Origin of the sequence: Streptomyces sp. 3330, assembly GCF_031456635.1 — a bacterium.
GTDB lineage: Bacteria > Actinomycetota > Actinomycetes > Streptomycetales > Streptomycetaceae > Streptomyces.
Map to the genome: position 1 here is coordinate 14,961 of NZ_JAVDVA010000040.1, position 17,007 is coordinate 31,967.

The following is a 17,007-nucleotide window of genomic DNA, read 5'->3' on the forward strand; positions in this document are numbered from 1 at the left end:
TGCCATGCCCGGTGCGCACACGGCGGACGGGCGGGAAGGCACACCATGGGAACCATCACCGTCGGCACCGAGGGCTCGACCGGCATCGACCTCTACTACGAGGACCACGGGTCGGGGCAGCCGGTCGTCCTGATCCACGGATACCCGCTGGACGGGCAGTCGTGGGAGAAGCAGACCGATGCGCTGGTCAAGGCCGGCTACCGCGTCATCACCTACGACCGCCGTGGCTTCGGCCGGTCGAGCAAGACCATGACGGGCTACGACTACGACACCTTCGCCGCCGACCTGGACACCGTACTGACGCAGCTGGACCTGCGTGACGTGGTTCTCGTCGGGTTCTCGATGGGCTCGGGCGAGGTCGCCCGCTACCTCGGCGTCCACGGCTCGCAGCGGGTGGCGAAGGCGGCGTTCCTCGGTTCGCTCCAGCCGTTCCTGTTGCAGACGCCGGACAACCCCACCGGTGTGCCGCAGAGCGTCTTCGACGGCATCGCGGAGCAGGCGGAGGCCGACCGCTACGCCTGGTACGAGAGCTTCTTCGTCGACTTCTTCAACACCGACGAGACGCTCGGGTCGCGGCTCAGCGAGGCCGCGCTGCGGGCGAACTGGGCCACCGCCGTCGACTCGGCGCCCACGGCGGCGTACGCGTGCGTCCCGGCGTGGCTGACGGACTTCCGGGCCGACGTGGAGCGCATCGACGTGCCGTCGCTGATCCTGCACGGGACCGCCGACCGCATCCTGCCCATCGACGCCACGGCCCGCGAATTCCGCCGCCGCCTGCCCGACGCGCGGTACGTCGAGATCGACGGCGCTCCGCACGGGCTGCTGCTCACCCACGCGGCCGAGGTCAACGCCGCCCTGCTCGACTTCCTCGCCGCCTGAGAGCCGGCGCCTGTCACGAAAGGACCGCACTCCTGTGCCGGTTGTCAACAACCCTCTGCCCGAGCGCGACCGCGAGACCGCGGGTGCGGCACTGCAGGCGACCCTGGCCGACCTTCTCGACCTGTCCCTGGTGGCCGAGCAGGCCCACTGGAATGTGTACGGCCCGCGCTTCCGCTCGGTCCACGTCCAGCTCGACGAGGCCGCCACCGTCGCCCGGAACCACGCCGACACGGTGGCCGAGCGCGCGGCCGCCCTGGGCGTCAGTCCGGACGGACGGGCCGGGACCATCGCGGGAGCCAGTGGCGTGCCCGCCCTTCCGCCGGGCTGGACCAAAGACAGTGACGCCGTCGAGGCCTTGGTGTACGCGCTCTCTGCCGTAACCGAAAGGCTGCGTGAGCGCATCGTCGCGATGGGCCCGGTGGATGTCGTCACCGAGGATCTCCTCGTCGGACTGACGGCCGACCTGGAGAAGCAGAGCTGGATGTTCCAGGCGGAGAACCGGGCCTGATCAGGGGGCCAGAGCCTCACAGTTGTCGTCCGAAGGGGAGAAGAGCATGAGTGTCGAGGGAACGAGCACAGACCGATTCGAACCGCTACGAGCGGTGCTGGGGGCGCACCTCGAAGCCGGCGAGGAGTTGGGGGCGTCGATCGCCGTCGATGTGGACGGGGTCATGGAAGTCGATCTGTGGGGTGGCCACGCGGACGAAGCACGGACCGTTCCGTGGCACCGGGACACGCTGGTGAGTATGTGGTCAACCACGAAAACCCTCACCAATCTCGCGGCTCTCATCCTCGTCGACCGGGGCGCGCTGGATCTGTACCGCCCGGTCGCACACTACTGGCCCGAGTTCGCCGCCCAGGGAAAGGAGCACATCGAGGTGCGTCACGTCCTGGCTCACACCTCGGGACTCTCCGGCTGGGAGCAGCCCTTCTGCATGGAGGATCTCTACGACCGGCCTACCGCGAGTGCCCGGCTGGCCGCGCAGGCACCCTGGTGGGAGCCAGGCTCCGCTTCGGGCTACCACGTACAGACCCAAGGGCAACTGGTGGGAGAGCTTGTCCGGCGGGCCAGTGGTCGTACCCTGACGGAGTTCGTCGCCACCGAGATCGCCGAACCGACGCAAGCTGATGTCCAGATCGGCGCACGACGGGCCGACTGGCCGCGTATCGCCGATCTGGTGGTCCCCTCGCCGCTAGGCGGTATACCCACCGGTCTTGATCCCGAGGGGATCTTCACCAGGACGCTGCTCGGAAGCCCCGCACGTGACGAGCACGTCGACACCCCGCAGTGGCGCTCCGCCGAACTCGGAGCCGTCAACGGACACGGCAACGCACGTGGCCTGGCCCGAGCGCTCTCCGTCATCTCGCGGCGCGGCCAGGTCAACGGCCGCCGGCTTCTCTCCGAGGAGACGGTGGACAAGGTGTTCGACGTACAGGCCGACGGAGTCGACCTGTTCCTGGGCGTTCCCGTCCGCTGGGGCATGGGCTACGCACTCGCCGATCCGAGGACGATGCCGCACATGCCCACCGGCAGGATCTGCTTCTGGGTCGGTCGGGGCGGTTCGATCGTCATGATGGACCTCGACCGGCGCGTCACGTTCTCGTACACGATGAACCGGGTGGGCGACGGGATCCTCGGCTCGGAGCGCACACACAGCTACCTCAGGCATGTCTACGAAGTCCTGGAGCGTACCGGCTGAGGTGTAGCCGTAGGCTTCGCGCGCGGCGCTGTGTCACACCGTCGAACGTGCCGTCAACCGTCTCAAGAACTTTCGCGCCGTCGCCACACGCTCCGAGAAACAGCTCTATATCTACCTCGACACCGTCACACTCGCAGCACTCATGATCTGGTGCCGCACATGGACCACGCTCCGGGAAAACATTGCCCAGGAACGCGAGTGAGCGTCCGTCATCCGGCTGGAGGGGAGCTCGCTCCCTCATCCGGGTTGCAGCTTGCGCACCCATGGTGCGACGCGGCAGTCACCGCGAAGAGTGAGGGCAACCGCACCACCTCGCCCATAGGCTCGATCGCGTCGGGAAACCGCTGCCCCCGGCACCTCGCACCGCCATCCATGTCCGCGAACGATCAGCCCGCCGGCGGATGAACCCATCCGGTCGCCCCCTCGTAGGACAGGACGACAGCGCTCGTCGCCCGGTGGACGGGCGAGGCCGAGGCCTCAGGACCACCCTCGGGCCGCAGCCCGGCAGCCGCTCCCATGACCAGCCACCCCGGACCCCCTCCGCCTGCCGACTCGCCGGTGCATCGCGCTCAGCCGTCGTTCTCCCGCCTGCCCGCTGTCAGCATCTGACTGAGCACCTCAACGGGCATGTCCATGCACCGGGCCACCTCCTCAAGCGGTACCCCGCCGATCACTGCCGCCACCACGGTCTGTTTCCAGGCTGCCTCGATCAGACCGGCACTGTGACCGAGCCCGCGCAGCAGCCGCCGGGCGACGTCGGCGGTCGCACCGGTCTGGCCGTTCCTGTAGGGCGGACCATGGCGACCTCGGCTTCTGGTGGTGGCGGGTGTGCGGCACAGATCGCCGGCCTGCATCCGGTAGGCGGCCGCCACCCGGTGCAGGAACGACCACGTCGTCTCACCCGCAACAGGGGCAACGCGCAGGGCTGCCTCCATCCCGACTGCCTTTCGCTCACCGGTCGGCGGCCGATGTCCTGGCGGGCTGTGCCTGAGGCCGCCGCAAAGCGAACGAGCACCGGTGCCGGCCGGGAGCGGCCCCGGGGAAGCGGTGATTCGAAAGGGCAGCCGGGAAACGCCTTTGTTCCCCCTCCCTGGTCCCCGTTCCCTTGGCCCGGTCGCCGGAACGGTGGTGTTCAGGCCTGGCTGGGGGAGGGGCGGTCGTCCAGGACGATGGTGATGACGTTGGTGTCGGTGTCGCCGGATCGGCCCCCTGCGCCGCTGGCGGCGGTGACGGCTTCCCGGGTGCGGTGGTTGATGGCGTGGGTCAGGGCCCAGGCGGCCAGGTCGTCTGTGGCGGGCTGGTCGAGGATGTGCTGGGTGGTGACCAGCACGGCCGGCAGGGAACGGCCGGACAGGCGGGTCTCGATCTGTCCGTCGTCGGTGTCGGTGATGCGGTCGTATTGACGTGAACAGGGCGTCTGCCTGCTCAAGCTCTCCCGGGTTGGCGGACCCCTATCGGGCGTCGTGTCGGCGTGGCGCAGGCAGGTGGGGCGGGTCGTCGGCCTGCAGAAGGTGGTCGGGTATCAACAACAGCAGGGGTGGCCACCAGGTGGGATGGGTGCGCAGCAGGTGGCGCAGCACGGGGCTGTTCTCCACGGTGTGGCGGCAGTAGTCCGCCCATGGACCGGCGCTCTCGCTGTCGGGGACGCGTTGGTGCACGTGTATCCCGCTGGTCATCACGTCGGCGAGGAGTTCGGCGAGGGTGAGGACGGTCTCCCGTTCGGTGCCGGCGTCAGGGAGCGGCTTGCCGCCGTAGAAGTACTCCCGTGTGCCCGGCCGTTCCAGCAGGAGGATATGTACCTCTCGCAGGGACCGCAGCACCGAGTCGTTCGCCGAGACGGCGGCCATGGAATTGCTCATCCTGCCCTGCTCGATCGCCACACTGGTCTGCTGCGCGGCTGCTTTCGTCTGGTTGGCCAGGTAGAGCATGGACCACGCGCTGACGCACAACGCGAGCGCCGCCACTAACGCGCCGACACCATCCGCCGACATGCGTTACCTCCCCCGTCTCGCACATCCGTGCCATCGACCGTATCGCCGTGCAGGGGAGGCCGCTGGTCCTTCGCCGGAGACCTGTGAAAGCGGGCCGAGGAACACGTGACGACAACGCAGTCCGGACCGCCCGCCGGCCTCACCACCGACCAGGCCGCCGTCGACGGCGTGGTGTTCTACGGCGGGTTCGGCGCGGTGGTGTCGGCGTGCCCGGGACCGTTGACAACCCGCGGCGACCGGCCAGGTGCTGCCTGGGGTGACAACGCCGGAATTGTTAGGTTCACGGTGCCAACAAGCGTGCCGTGGTGACACCTATCGTGCTTCGGCTCAAGTCGCTGGGTGCGCGACCCGGCTGACGTCCGGGGGTCAGTAGTCGAGGTCGAGGTAGTCGATGTCGTTGAGGGTGACGTCGGAGAGTCCTTGGGCGCGGCTGCCGCCGTCCTGGAAGTACACGTCTTTGAGGCCTTCGGCGATGATCTGGCGCATTTCCTGGTCGCTGGCTCCGGTGTCGCGGGCGTCGAACAGGCGTTGCGCGTAGGCGGGGGGGAGGTGGACGGTGAGGCGACGGAAGCGTCCGTCGTCGGTGGTGCCGACGGGTGCGGTGTAGCCGAAGCGGGCCCGGGTCTCGATGGTGACGCCGCCGGTGGTGGCGGCCTGGTGGCGGCGGCGTTTGCGCACCAGTGGCTGCCAGCGGGCCTGTACTGCGTCGTCGATCTTCGCGGCGACGTCAGGGCGGGCGTGTTTGCGGGCGCCGCGGCGGTAGCGGTTGACGGAGTCGGCGGTGACCCCGATCTCGCGCGCGACGGCGCGGGCGCTGCCCAGTTGCCTGAGCAGAAAGCCGACCTTGCCCTTGAGGGTCTTGGGCGGCTGGCGGGTGAAGCTCTCGCGGTCGGCGCGTTCGATGGCGTCGTCGATCTCCCCCACAGTGCCTATTCTCCTTCGTCGAGGACGGCGTCGCCGCCCTTGATGTGGCGGGCGGGGTTGTAGCCCTGCTCCATCAGGTCGACCGCCCACAGCATCGACTGGACACCCTCCAGCTTCGCCAGGCCCGGCGTGGGCCCGAGGCGGAAGGCGCCGGGCTGGGGCTTGCCGGACGCGGCATACGGCAGGAAGTCCAGCGGCGAGGCGCCGGGGGAGGGGTAGACGACGCAGTCGGACAGCACGGCGAGGGGGTACAGGCCCGTCATCGTGGCCATGTTGCGCAGCTTGCGGTGCATGTTGACCCGCGCCTTGGAGATGACGGCGGCGCGGATGTCGGGGCGCCAGGTGGGGCGCTGCAGGGCCGGCCACCGCTCGCCCTGCTTGTACTTCTTGCCCTGGGGTCGCTCGCGGAGTTTGCCGATGCCGCCCTTGACGGTGGCCTTGATGGCGGCGAGGACGGCCGCCATCGCGGGGTCGGCGTCCTTGTGCCGCTCCATCGCGGCGAGGAACTCCGCGTCCGTGAGGTCCCGGGTGACGCCTAGGTCGGCGAGAGTGTCGACGTAGGCGGTCTTCAGCCGGTCGTGCCACGGGTCCAGATACGCCCCGGTCTCCCGGCGCAGATACCCCTCCAGCGGAGCGACGTTGTAGCCGAGCTCCTGGGCGTAGGCGACGGTGTGCGTCTGATACCAGGCAGGTCCCGTCGGCCGCGTACCGTCCGGCGTGAACGGCGACGGCAGACGCGGGTCCACCTCGACGTGCGACAGATCGACCAGCCAGGAACCGGGAATCTTCGGGTTGAACGCCGGGGCGCGGAAGTGGTCGGGGCCGGACAGCCCGACGACCAGGCGGGCCGCGGCGGCGAGGAACGCCGTGTTCAGGTCCAGGCCGACCGCATACGGCAGCGTGCACTCCTCATCCGTCAGCAGGCTGACGTCACGCACCCACTGGTACGCCTCCTCGTTCAGGAACCCGCCGTTCCAGCCGGACTCCACGACGACGGGGTGTTCGGGGGTGGCCTCCGGCGGCGCCGGGTCCATCGGCTCCGTGCCCAGCGAGCCGGGGTTGTGGCCGGGCACCCAGTTACCCGTCTGCGGGTCCTGCATCGCGCGGGTGGGCGGCCGCAGCGCCGTCATCAGCTCCAGCCCGGACACGGCCGTCGACCCTCGCGGGGTGATGACCCGCCGGGCGTAGATGCCGAGGGCGCGCGCGATGTCGGCCGGCTCCATCTCCGCCACGCCGGGCCAGGACCGCTCGTCGAGGGCGTCCCAGGACAGGACCGCCAGCTGCACACACTGCCGTTCGCGCCCCTGGACCTTGCGGTAGATCCTTGCCCACGGTCCGAATCCGCGCTGGGTGAGCCGCCACTTCGCCTTCACCACCTGTTTGACCACCGGATGATCCTCCGGCAGGCGCAGAGAACGGCGCTGCTCGTGGCCCTCCAGGCGCTCGGGGAGGCCGAGTTTCACGGCGGCCGCGGCGGTGAGAACGATCAGCGGGTCGGAGTCCTTGCCGTTGCGGTGCAGACGCGGCGCGCCGAGGCCGGACTCGTGCAGCGTCCACTCCACCAGCTCCACCACGGTGGTCGCGGGGCAGTCGAGCACGATGCCGCCCGTGCCGTACGCGCTGCCGTCACCGTCCAGGACCGCGAGGGGGCCGTGCGGGAAGCGCGGGTCGGCTGCGGGCTGCGCCGCCTTCTTCGCCGCCGGCCGCCGCGATGCCGCGGCCGCCCGGGGGGTGGTGGTGGGGCGCGCCGTCGCCGCGGCTGGAACGGCGGGTGCCTGCGGGGCGTTTGCCGGGCCCACTCCGGACGCGGCCGGTTCAACCGGCGCCGGCGCCGTTGCGGCAACCGAGACCACCGGGGCTGCCGGGGCTGTACCGGGGGCGGGGTACTTCGCCGCCCATCCGTTGAGCAGCCGCTGGTAGGCATCCAGACGCGGCGACTTCGGCTCGCTGCGGCCGTTCTCCCAGTTCTTCACCGACTGGGTCGTCGTCTTCAGCGCGGCCGCCAGGCGCGCCTGGGTGATGCCGGCCGCCTCACGCAGCCGGGCACGCTCCGCCGGCGGCGGCAGATGCGGCTCCTCGTTCAGCAGAGCATCGACGGACGCGAACAGCTCTTCCTCAGATGCCATGACTGCACCCTCGTTCAGGCAACAAAATCCAAATCCAACTTAACCGCAAACTTACCCCATCATTTAGCCCTGCTATGACCATTCCTGCCGTCTTCCAGCCGTCGGATGTCACCCCGTGGACCTTCACGGACCACGGATCCTCGCGTGCTGTTCGCTTTCGCCGCTCCCGATCGTCCCTCCACCTCAGGGGTTCTCCTACGGTGACGCCCCGGCAGGAGCTCCGTTCCGGTCTCGTCGTGCAGCAACTCGCCCACGGCGGCGTAGTGGCATTGCCAGTCGGCCAGTCGGCCGGCCAGGCGGGGTTCCGGTCCGGGTCGATCGCCTCGAGCGCGGCTGCCCGTTCCGGGTGCCCGTCCAGCGCACATCTCCAACGGCCGGTCCAGCACCGTGGCCGTGCGCGGAGCACGGGTCCGTCGAGCGCGTGCACCGCCCCACCCGCACGCCTCGCCGGAACCGCTCGCCCCCTGTGCTCGTCTTGTGCGCTGACTGTGTACGAAACGGGCAAGTGGGGGACGTCGTGACGCGGAATCTGACGAAGGCCGGTCTCATCGCGGTGGCCATGGTGACGGTGCTCGGGGCCTCGGCCTGCGGCGGGGAAGCCGGCGCGGCGGCCTCCGGGGGCGGGGCGCCGTCAGGCTCGGCGGCGGTGCCCGACGCCGACCTGGAGAAGCTGGCCGCGGCGGCGCGAGTCACCCGGAGCGTGCCGTGGAACCTGGACATCCTGGACCAGCGGTCGCGTCCACTGAACGGGAAGCTCACCACCACCGCCACGGGCAAGGGCGTGCACGTCTATGTGATCGACACCGGGATGGACATCGCCCACAAGGAGTTCGGCGGACGCGCCCACCTCGGCGCCGACTTCGTGGGCCCGAAGGACTCCGGTGACTGCTTCAGCGAGGAGGGGACCGGCCACGGCACGTTCGTCGCCGGCGTCATCGGCGGGGCGAAGTACGGGGTGGCGCCCAAGGCGGAGCTCGTACGGGTCCAGGGCGTCCTGTGCGAGAGCGGGGGCGGCGGTTCGTCGGCGGCGGCCGAGGCAGCGCTCGTGAAGTCGGTCAAGTGGGTCACCGCGCACGCGCAGAAGCCGGCGGTGGTGAACATGTCGCTCAACCTCGACCACCGGTCGGCGGCCCTGGAGTCCGCCGTGAAGAAGATGGTCGATGCGGGGATCCCGACGGTGGTGTCGGCCGGCAATTTCCATGACGACGCCTGCAAGCACTCCCCGGCCGGCGTCCCCGGCACGATCGTCGTGGCGGCCTCCACCTCGAACGATCGGGCGTGGAACGACGGCGGCTCCTACGGCTCGGGTTACGGACGGTGCGTGGACCTGTACGCCCCCGGCCAGAAGGTGACCTCGGCCCTCGCCGGCGGCGGTACGGTCACGGAGACCGGCGGCGCGACGTCCTGGGCCGCACCGCACGCGACCGGCGTGATCGCGCTGTACCTGTCGGCACACCCGCACGCCACGGCCGACCAAGTCCACGTCTGGCTCGACCACACGGCCACCCGCGGTGTCCTGCGCGGTGTCCGCTCCGACACTCCCAACCGGCTGCTCAACACCGGCGGCCTCTGACCTGCGCCAGCCGCCCCGGCCGCACGGTCACCCGAGCGCCGTGCCTCGCCGTGCCTCACCGGCACGGCGGGTGCAAGCCGCGCAGCCACCGCGCCGTACGCTGCCCTGGCGGGCCGTACGCCGCCAGGACCTGTCGTCAAAGTGTGATCGTCTCTCGGCCCGTTCTGATGGGGCATGGTCATCATGGGCTGATGAGCAGATACGCAGAGGTCATCGTCCTGGCGCGAGGGGCCGAAGAAGTTATGGAACCCCTCACTCGCCCCAGTGATAGCCGGGATTGGCACCAGTGCTTCACGCGAGTGGATGACCATGTGTTCGCCGGACTGCGCACGTCATCCGAAGAGTGTTATGCGTGGGTTGTTCAGTTCATCCGCCACAACTGGCGTGGGTTGCTGAGCCACCTGGAGTCTCTGGCATGGCCGGATCCGCACTCTGTTCAAGTGCTCGTTCGTGACGAGGACGACGACTGCTTCGGCTTGTGGATGATCTATGACGGCAATCTGGTTGAAGTACCGCTGCCGCGCACCGAACGAGAGCCGTTCTCAGCGTCTGTTACCGGAGTCCTTTCTCGGACCGACCGTCGCGCCGGAGAGACCCTCTGAGAAATCCTGACGGAATGCTCTGCGAGGACCACGACATCGCCGGTCCCGGTCCCGGTCAGACGGGTGCCGGCCGGGACCGGGACCGGTCGCCCGTGGGTTCCAGACGGACGACGATGCCCTTGGAGGTGGGCTGGTTGCTCATGTCGGCGACGCTGTCGAGCGGCACCAGGACGTTCGTCTCCGGGTAGTAGGCGGCGGCCGACCCCTTGGCCGCCGGGTAGGACACGACCTCGAAGTTCTCGGCCCGGCGCTCGGTGCCGTCCTGCCAGACGCTCACCAGGTCCACCCGGTCGCCCTGGGCGAGGCCGAGCGCGGACAGGTCGGCCGGGTTGACCAGGACGACGTGGCGGCTGCCATGAATGCCCCGGTAGCGGTCGTTGTTGGTGTACGGGACGGTGTTCCACTGGTCGTGCGAGCGCAGTGTCTGCAGCAGCAGGTGTCCCTCGGGGGCCAGGGGGACCACCGGCTCGTTGCAGGTGAAGCGGGCCTTGCCGGTCTCGGTCCGGAACACGCCCTCGTTGACCGGGTTGGGCAGCTGGAAGCCTCCCGGGCGGGCCACCCGGGCGTTGAAGTCGTGGAAGCCCGGCACGATCCGGGAGATGCTGTCGCGGATGGTGTTGTAGTCGCCCTCGAACTCCGCCCAGGGGATGTCCCCCGTGCCGTCGACGCTGAGCCGGGCGAGCCGGCACAGGATGGCGACCTCGCTGAGCAGCATGCGCGAGGCCGGTTCGATCCGTCCCCGGGAGGTGTGCACCTCGCTCATGGAGTTCTCGACGGTGACGAACTGCTCGCCGTCGGCCTGGACGTCACGCTCGGTGCGCCCCAGCGTCGGCAGGATCAGGGCGGTGTCGCCGCAGACGGTGTGCGAGCGGTTGAGCTTGGTGGAGATGTGGGCGGTCAGCCGGCACGTACGCATCGCCTTCTCGGTGACCTCGCTGTCGGGCGCTGCGCGCACGAAGTTCCCGGCCAGGGCGAGGAAGACCTTGACGCGGCCCTCCAGCATCGCCTTGATCGAGTTCACCGAGTCCAGGCCGTGCGGGCGCGGCGGGTCGAAACCGAACTCCTCTCGCAGGGCGTCCAGGAAGCTGTCCGGCATCTGCTCCCAGATGCCCATGGTGCGGTCGCCCTGGACGTTGCTGTGGCCGCGCACCGGGCAGACGCCCGTGCCGGCACGTCCCAGGTTGCCGCGCAGCATCAGGAAGTTGACGATCTCCCGGATGGTGGGCACCCCGTGCTTGTGCTGGGTGATGCCCATCGCCCAGCACACGACGACGCGTTCGCTGGCGAGGACCTCGTCGCGGACCTTCTCGATCTCCTCGCGGGTCAGTCCCGTCGCCGCGCGCACGTCGTCCCAGCCGACGGTGCGGGCATGCCGGGCGAACTCCTCGAAGCCGGAGGTGTGGGCGTCGATGAAGTCGTGGTCCAGGACGGTGCCGGGGCGCGCGTTCTCCGCCTCCAGCAGCAGCCGGTTCAGCGCCTGGAACAGGGCGAGGTCCCCGCCGGGCTTGATGTGCAGGAAACGGTCGGCGATCTGGGTGCCCCGCCCCACGACCCCGCGCGGCTTCTGCGGGTTCTTGAAGCGCCGCAGCCCCGCCTCCGGCAGCGGGTTGACCGCCACGATGCGGCCGCCGTTGCGCTTGGCCTCCTCCAGGGCGGAGAGCTGGCGCGGGTGGTTGCTGCCGGGGTTCTGCCCCACCAGGAAGATCAGGCCCGCGTGGTGGAGGTCGTCCAGGCTCACGGTGCCCTTGCCGACGCCGAGCGTCTCGTTCAGGGCGAAACCGCTGGACTCGTGGCACATGTTGCTGCAGTCGGGCAGATTGTTGGTGCCCAGGGCGCGGGCGAAGAGCTGGAACACGAAGGCGGCTTCGTTGCTGGCCCGGCCGGAGGTGTAGAAGACCGCCTCGTCGGGCGAGTCCAGCCCTTTGAGTTCCCGCGCGAGGACGCCCAGGGCGTCCTTCCAGCCGATGGGCTCGTAGTGGTCCGATCCAGGCCGTTTGATCATCGGCTCGGTGAGCCGGCCCTGCTGGTTGAGCCACATGTCGGAACGGGCGGCCAGGTCGGACACGCTGTGCTCGCGGAAGAAGCCGGCGCCGATCCGGCGCGTGGTGGCCTCGTCGTTGATGTGCTTGGCGCCGTTCTCGCAGTACTCGTTGCGGTGGCGCCGGCCCGGGGCGGGGTCCGCCCACGCGCAGCCGGGGCAGTCGATCCCGCCCACCTGGTTCATGGTGAGCAGGTCGACCCCGGTCTTGCGCGGGGAGGTCTGCTCCAGGGAGTACTCCAGCGCGTGCACGACGGCGGGGACCCCGGCCGCCCACTTCTTCGGCGGTGTCACGGAGAGGGAGGTCTCCGGCTCCTCACCGGGCGGGTTCTGCATCGCTTGGCCTTTCTCTTGCCGTGTCGGACGGGGCAGGTCAGCCGACGGGCCACTGGGCGACACGGCTCCTGGGCGGTTCCGGGGTGTCGTGCTGGACACGGCCGTTGCGGATGGTGCCGCGCCAGGCGCCGCCCTCCTGGCCGAACCCTTCGATGAAGTGCTTGAAGCTGACGAGTTCTCCGCGCACCAGCCGGGCGGCCAGCTCCGTGACCCTGGAGGAGCGGATGAGGACCTTCACGGCGCCGTGCGGCCGCAGGAACATCCGGACGGTGATCGCGGTGCCCCCGGACTCCGTGGGCCGGAACTCGACCTCGCCCTCATGGGTGGGACGCTGCTCCAAGCCCCGCCAGGCCAGATAGGCGTCGGGGTCCTGCTCCACGATCTCGACCGGGAAACGGCGGCGCACAGGGCCGTAGCCGATGGTCCACGCGGTGACGGTGGGCCTGACCTGCTCGACGTCGAGCACCACGGCCGAGAAACGCGGGAACGCCCTGAACTGTGTCCACTGGTTGTAGGCCGTACGGACCGGCACCGCGACCTCGACCGTCTCCTCGACGTGCCGCTCGCGCAGCGGACGGCGGCGCGTGACACCGTCGCCGCCGGTGCGCCCGTCGTCCTCTTCGTGCGCCATCATGATCCTTCTTCCGGTGAGGAAGCCGGGCATCCGGACGCCCGGCCTCCCCTGGTGGGTCAGGGCACCACGTCCGGTTCCCCGATCTCGGGCCTCGAGTCACCCGGCCGCACCCGCGGCCCCCTGCGCACGGGCCCGAGGGCACGTCCGCCGGGCTTCTCCCGGCGCCCGGCGGCCACCTCCAGCTTCACCCCTGGTCCCGGCCACCCGCCACTCACCGCACCCCGGCAGGCGGCCGACGGGATTGTGTGGACCTCGCGCCGCGGCAGCTGCGGCTCCACAAAGATCAGGACTGCGCGGCCCGGACCGTCGAGACACCGGCTGAAGGCTTCGTGGCTGTCGGGCGTGAAGCGCCACTCCGACAACACGCCATCACCCGAGCCCGCCGCCTTGTGGCGCTGACATCCCCCCACTCCCAGCACGGCGACGTCATGGCCCACCTGGAGACGATGAAGACCGAGCACCGAGCGCACACCTCACCCCCTCTCGCCCGACAAGGGCGGGATCGCCCCCGCCGTGAGCTCGCCCGTGTTCTGCGCTCAAGAGCGCACCCGGCACAGCAGAGGACCCCAGGCCGCGCAGCGCGCCCAGGGTCCCGTCCGGCAGCGTCAGGCCGCCGCCCACTCGAGTCCGAGGGCCGCGAGAGCGGCGAGCCGTTCAGCGGTGAGCTTCCCCCGCCGGGAACGGCTGTTGGACAGAAACACACCCAGCTTCACCAGATGCTCGACACCGTCGACCACCACCGTTTCCACGTGGCCTCTGGGGACCGTCACAGAGCCCGTACGGTCCTTGTATTGCGCGAGGGCCGCAACCCCCCGCTCGAACGCGTCAGAACCGCGACCCTTGCCGGGCGCCTCCGGCTCAGGGGCCAGCGGCGTGATGCCGAGAGCCTCGAGCCGCTCGCGCTGGCCGTCCATAAGACCTGCCCACACGCCCGGTTGCCGCTGCCGCAGCAGCCACCGTCCGACGTCCTGGCCTCCCACGGTCACGCCCGGCAGGAGCTCCGTTCCCTCCTCATCGCGCAGCAACTCGCGCACGGCCGCGTAGTGGCGCTGCCAGTCGGCCGGCCAGGCGGGATTCCAGTCCGGGTCGACCGCCTCCAGCGCGGCCGCCCACTCCGGGTGCCCGTCCAGCGCACCGGGCCGTCGAAGATTCGCCAGCCACATCCCCAACGGCCGGTCCAGCACCGCGGCCGTCCGCGGAGCACAGAGACTGAACGCCTGCTCGTAGTAGACCCGCGCGGCCGCCAGGTTCTCCTGGAACCGTTCATCGGCCGGCGACCACACCATGCCCAACTGCTCGAGTCGCCTCGCGCGCTGGCCGGTCATCTGCCCCGCCCCGTATGCCCGCCGCTGCTCCGCGACCCACTGCCCGAGCGGGTAGGCGCCTTCTTTGTGCCCGTACGGGACCCTGGCGTGCCCCTCGCGATCGGTGAACTTCTTGAGCGCCGCCCAGCCGCGCGCCCAGTCCTGCCGTTCGGTGTCGATGACGTTGAAGGACACCCAGTCGGCGACGGTGCTCGGATCACGCGGAGCCGCGAAGCGCAGCAGCAGACGGGATTCGTCCTCGCCGTCGATCGGGGCCGTGCCGATGCTCATGGACGGCTGTACGGAGGCCTTCTGCGGCTCCTGGGGAATGGCGAGGAGTTCCACTGCCTCTTCGTCGTGAGCCCGCAGCCCTTGGAGCACCTGTACCAGAGGCCGGTACGAGCCGGAGGTGAACATGTCCTCGGGCGCCTCGCCCGGCTGGAGGAAGACAGGCACGATCAGCGAGGCCAGCTTCCTCTGCCCCGGCTGCTGCCGCAGGGCCCGGCCGATGGCCTGGACGATGTCGTGGGGCGCCCCTTTGGGGTCCAGGAGGGCGACACTGTCCACCTCCCGGATATCGACGCCCTCGCCCAGGACACGGCAGTTCGACAGGACCGCCCGCCGCACAGTGGTGGCGAACTCTGCGAGGACCGTGCGCCGGTGCTCCGGGCCGTGCTCCCCGCACAGCCACTCGGCCCAGGTCCTCGCCGGGTACTTCTCCGGCTGATCGGCGTGCAGCTTCGCCGCGACGCCCTGAAGGCCCTCCGCGTAGGCCTGCGCCTCTATCGTCCGGTGGTGGAAGGTGATGCATGTGCTGAGGCCGTGCTCGGCCATGGTCCGCAGCAGCCCCGCATGGAGTGCCCCGAGACGCTGCCCACGCACCTCCTCGCCGCCCCGTTCCTCACCCATCAGCCGCTGCGGGGTGACGACCGGATCCCTCAGCTCCATGACGATGATCTGGTAGCGGGCGAGCAGGCCACGGGAGACCGCCGACGCCAGAGACAGCTTGTACAGCACGGGCCCGAAGACGTCCTCGTCGTCCATGGAGGCCGCCAGCTCCTCCGGCAGCGCGTCCCGCACCCCTTCGGCGACCTCCCAGTGCGCAGGACGCTCCTGCCAGATCCGCGGCGTCGCCGTCAGGTACAGCCGCCGCGCCGCCGGGACGGTGTCCTGGTCGTGGACGGCGGCCCACGCCTTCCCCATCGATCCGCTGGTCCTGTGAGCTTCGTCCACGCACACCAGGTCCATGGGGGAGAGCTGCTGGCCGTACGCGCCGGCGAAGGACTCCTCGAGGACGCCGAGCGAGGCGTACGTGGCGTAGACGGTGACCGGTCCGGCGCCGTGCCACAGTGCCAGCTGGATGGGGTTGGTGGTGCACCGGACCTTCAGGGTCCACAGTTCCGGGTCGTCATGGAGCGAGCACACCGCCACCGCCGGGCCGTGATGGCCGGCCGCACGCCACGCGCGCACGGTCTGGGTCAGCAGGTCCAGCGTCGGCACCAGCACCAGGACGCGTCCCCTGGGCGCGATCCGCTTGGCCGCCGCCGCGGCGATGACGGTCTTCCCCGTCCCGCACGCGGCGTGCACCTGCCCGCGCAGGCCGTTCGCCGGGATCCCTCCGGGCGGGATGTCCAGGCCCCGCACGATGGCGGCCACGGCCTCGACCTGGTGGTCGCGCAGCTTGATCCCGGTCACCGCTCGTCCTCATCTCGCGTGTCGTACGTCGTTCAGCCGCTCCGGTGCCGTGCCTACGTGACCCTCCTGGTCCCGGACCCCGTCCAGCCGCACCGGCTTGCGGTTGCGGTCGATCCTCTCGCACAGGGCGAAGCCGGCGGGCAGGCCGGGCACGTCAGCTGCTCGGTGTTGTCCGGGTGCTCGTGCCGTGAAGTGAAACCGATCCCGCGTGTGCGGAGCTCGGCGACCCTGTTGATGAGGTCCTGGAGGCCGCGGTCGAGCGAGGGGACGACGAGGGTGGCGCCGGGGTCGAGGAAGGCGTGGAATGCCTTCAGCTCGGGTGGAGCGCGGACGCGCGAGGTCGAGGAGACCGCACCACCGGGGGCCGAGGCCTGCCTAATCGGGCGGGCAGTCAGAACCAATGAGAAAAGGCGGTACCGAGCAGCAAGATCACCGCTATGCCGCCGAACTGACCACCTGCACAGTCGACAGCGCGATGGCAGCCCGGGGGACTGCGCAAGCGGCCCCGTCGCCGATTGCGCAGGACCAGGGCGGTGGGCGCCGACCATGCTCAGCCGGCTCTCTTGCGCAGTCGGCAGGGCGGTGGCCGGGGCGCCCGGGTCCGGGTGTCTGCGCAATGTCTGCGCAATGCGATGACCTGCGGTGGTCGGGCTTGTGGTCGGGGTTCCGGCCCACCATGGTCGGGGGCATTGCGCAGACCTCGGGAACAAATGCGCAGACCCACGAGGCGTTGCGCAGCCCACGAACGACCCGCGCAGTTGCCTGCTGCGCACTGTCTGCAACTCCAACTGCTCCATCCAGCCGACCCGGCGTTCGGGGTCTCGTACGGGGCGCCACACGGCCTCGGCGGGGCCGTGGTGGAGGAGGTCGGGTGCGGCGAGCAGGTCACCTCGCGCAGGAAGCGGGCGATCGCGGGGTCGACGTCAGCTGCCTGCAGGGCACGGCGATGCCGGCGATGCCGGTGGCGTCCAGGATGAACAGCAGCCGCGGGAAGAGCGGACAGTGCGGCCGCCATCCCTCCTCGTTTCCCTGGACCGGCTCCATCGTGCGGCATCGGCCGACCGGCGTGGAGGCGTACTGGTGGAGGCGGGCGTAGGCGCGGAGTTTCGATGCGAGGCATTCGGGGCCCATGGTCGATCGGTCGACCTCGAGGAACGGCAGCATCGAAAGCCGTCTGGTTGTCCAGCAGGTGAGGGCGGGGCGAG

15 protein-coding genes are annotated in these 17,007 nt (G+C 70.2%); 6 read left to right on the forward strand and 9 right to left on the reverse strand.

Annotation, left to right across the window (positions count from 1 at the left end):
• Positions 1–45: 45 nt before the first annotated feature.
• The 3 genes from J2X68_RS37375 to J2X68_RS37385 are packed head-to-tail and all read left to right on the forward strand — an operon-like array spanning position 46 to position 2,579.
• Positions 46–879: an alpha/beta hydrolase gene (locus J2X68_RS37375; RefSeq protein WP_310437069.1), complete on the forward strand. Its 834-nt coding sequence runs from the start codon at positions 46–48 to the stop codon at positions 877–879.
• A 34-nt stretch (positions 880–913) separates the two neighbouring features.
• The gene (locus J2X68_RS37380) at positions 914–1,387 is read left to right on the forward strand and encodes a DNA starvation/stationary phase protection protein (protein WP_310437070.1); all 474 of its coding nucleotides are present in this window, start codon (positions 914–916) and stop codon (positions 1,385–1,387) included.
• Positions 1,388–1,433: 46 nt separating this feature from the next.
• Complete coding sequence (locus tag J2X68_RS37385) at positions 1,434–2,579, forward strand: serine hydrolase domain-containing protein (protein ID WP_310437071.1); 1,146 nt, start codon at positions 1,434–1,436, stop codon at positions 2,577–2,579.
• A gap of 569 nt (positions 2,580–3,148) precedes the next feature.
• Here J2X68_RS37385 and J2X68_RS37390 read toward each other — a convergent pair.
• From J2X68_RS37390 to J2X68_RS37400, 3 genes are all read right to left on the reverse strand, one after another.
• Complete coding sequence (locus J2X68_RS37390) at positions 3,149–3,514, reverse strand: hypothetical protein (protein WP_310437072.1); 366 nt, start codon at positions 3,512–3,514, stop codon at positions 3,149–3,151.
• 197 nt (positions 3,515–3,711) lie between these two features.
• Positions 3,712–4,008: a hypothetical protein gene (locus J2X68_RS37395; protein WP_310437073.1), complete on the reverse strand. Its 297-nt coding sequence runs from the start codon at positions 4,006–4,008 to the stop codon at positions 3,712–3,714.
• A 22-nt stretch (positions 4,009–4,030) separates the two neighbouring features.
• Entirely contained in the window at positions 4,031–4,570 is a 540-nt protein-coding gene (locus J2X68_RS37400) for a hypothetical protein (protein WP_310437074.1), read from the reverse strand.
• Positions 4,571–4,675: 105 nt separating this feature from the next.
• Between J2X68_RS37400 and J2X68_RS37405 the strand changes: the two genes are divergently transcribed.
• A complete protein-coding gene (locus J2X68_RS37405) occupies positions 4,676–4,879 on the forward strand; it encodes a hypothetical protein (protein WP_310437075.1) in 204 nt (67 codons plus the stop codon).
• Between the two features lie 57 nt (positions 4,880–4,936).
• On the opposite strand, the gene tpg is transcribed toward J2X68_RS37405, so the two are convergent.
• Both tpg and tap read right to left on the reverse strand, forming a co-directional pair.
• Positions 4,937–5,494, reverse strand: a complete 558-nt coding sequence (gene tpg / locus J2X68_RS37410) for a telomere-protecting terminal protein Tpg (RefSeq protein WP_310437076.1) — start codon at positions 5,492–5,494, stop codon at positions 4,937–4,939.
• Positions 5,495–5,499: 5 nt separating this feature from the next.
• Positions 5,500–7,620: a telomere-associated protein Tap gene (gene tap, locus J2X68_RS37415; RefSeq protein ID WP_310437077.1), complete on the reverse strand. Its 2,121-nt coding sequence runs from the start codon at positions 7,618–7,620 to the stop codon at positions 5,500–5,502.
• Positions 7,621–8,125: 505 nt separating this feature from the next.
• Between tap and J2X68_RS37420 the strand changes: the two genes are divergently transcribed.
• Together J2X68_RS37420 and J2X68_RS37425 are read left to right on the forward strand one after the other, a co-directional pair.
• Positions 8,126–9,193 (forward strand): S8 family peptidase, encoded by a 1,068-nt coding sequence (locus J2X68_RS37420; RefSeq protein ID WP_310437078.1) that lies wholly within the window; start codon positions 8,126–8,128, stop codon positions 9,191–9,193.
• 191 nt (positions 9,194–9,384) lie between these two features.
• A complete protein-coding gene (locus J2X68_RS37425) occupies positions 9,385–9,795 on the forward strand; it encodes a hypothetical protein (protein WP_310437079.1) in 411 nt (136 codons plus the stop codon).
• A 55-nt stretch (positions 9,796–9,850) separates the two neighbouring features.
• On the opposite strand, the gene J2X68_RS37430 is transcribed toward J2X68_RS37425, so the two are convergent.
• The 4 genes from J2X68_RS37430 to J2X68_RS37450 form a co-directional block, all read right to left on the reverse strand.
• Entirely contained in the window at positions 9,851–12,169 is a 2,319-nt protein-coding gene (locus tag J2X68_RS37430; protein ID WP_310437080.1) for an FdhF/YdeP family oxidoreductase, read from the reverse strand.
• Positions 12,170–12,206: 37 nt separating this feature from the next.
• A complete protein-coding gene (locus J2X68_RS37435) occupies positions 12,207–12,803 on the reverse strand; it encodes an SRPBCC family protein (protein WP_310437081.1) in 597 nt (198 codons plus the stop codon).
• A gap of 605 nt (positions 12,804–13,408) precedes the next feature.
• Positions 13,409–15,802 carry a Helicase associated domain protein gene (locus J2X68_RS37440; RefSeq protein ID WP_310437082.1) on the reverse strand — a complete coding sequence of 798 codons (2,394 nt, stop codon included), beginning with the start codon at positions 15,800–15,802 and terminating at the stop codon, positions 13,409–13,411.
• A gap of 885 nt (positions 15,803–16,687) precedes the next feature.
• Entirely contained in the window at positions 16,688–16,966 is a 279-nt protein-coding gene (locus J2X68_RS37450; protein ID WP_310437083.1) for a hypothetical protein, read from the reverse strand.
• Positions 16,967–17,007 lie beyond the last annotated feature (41 nt).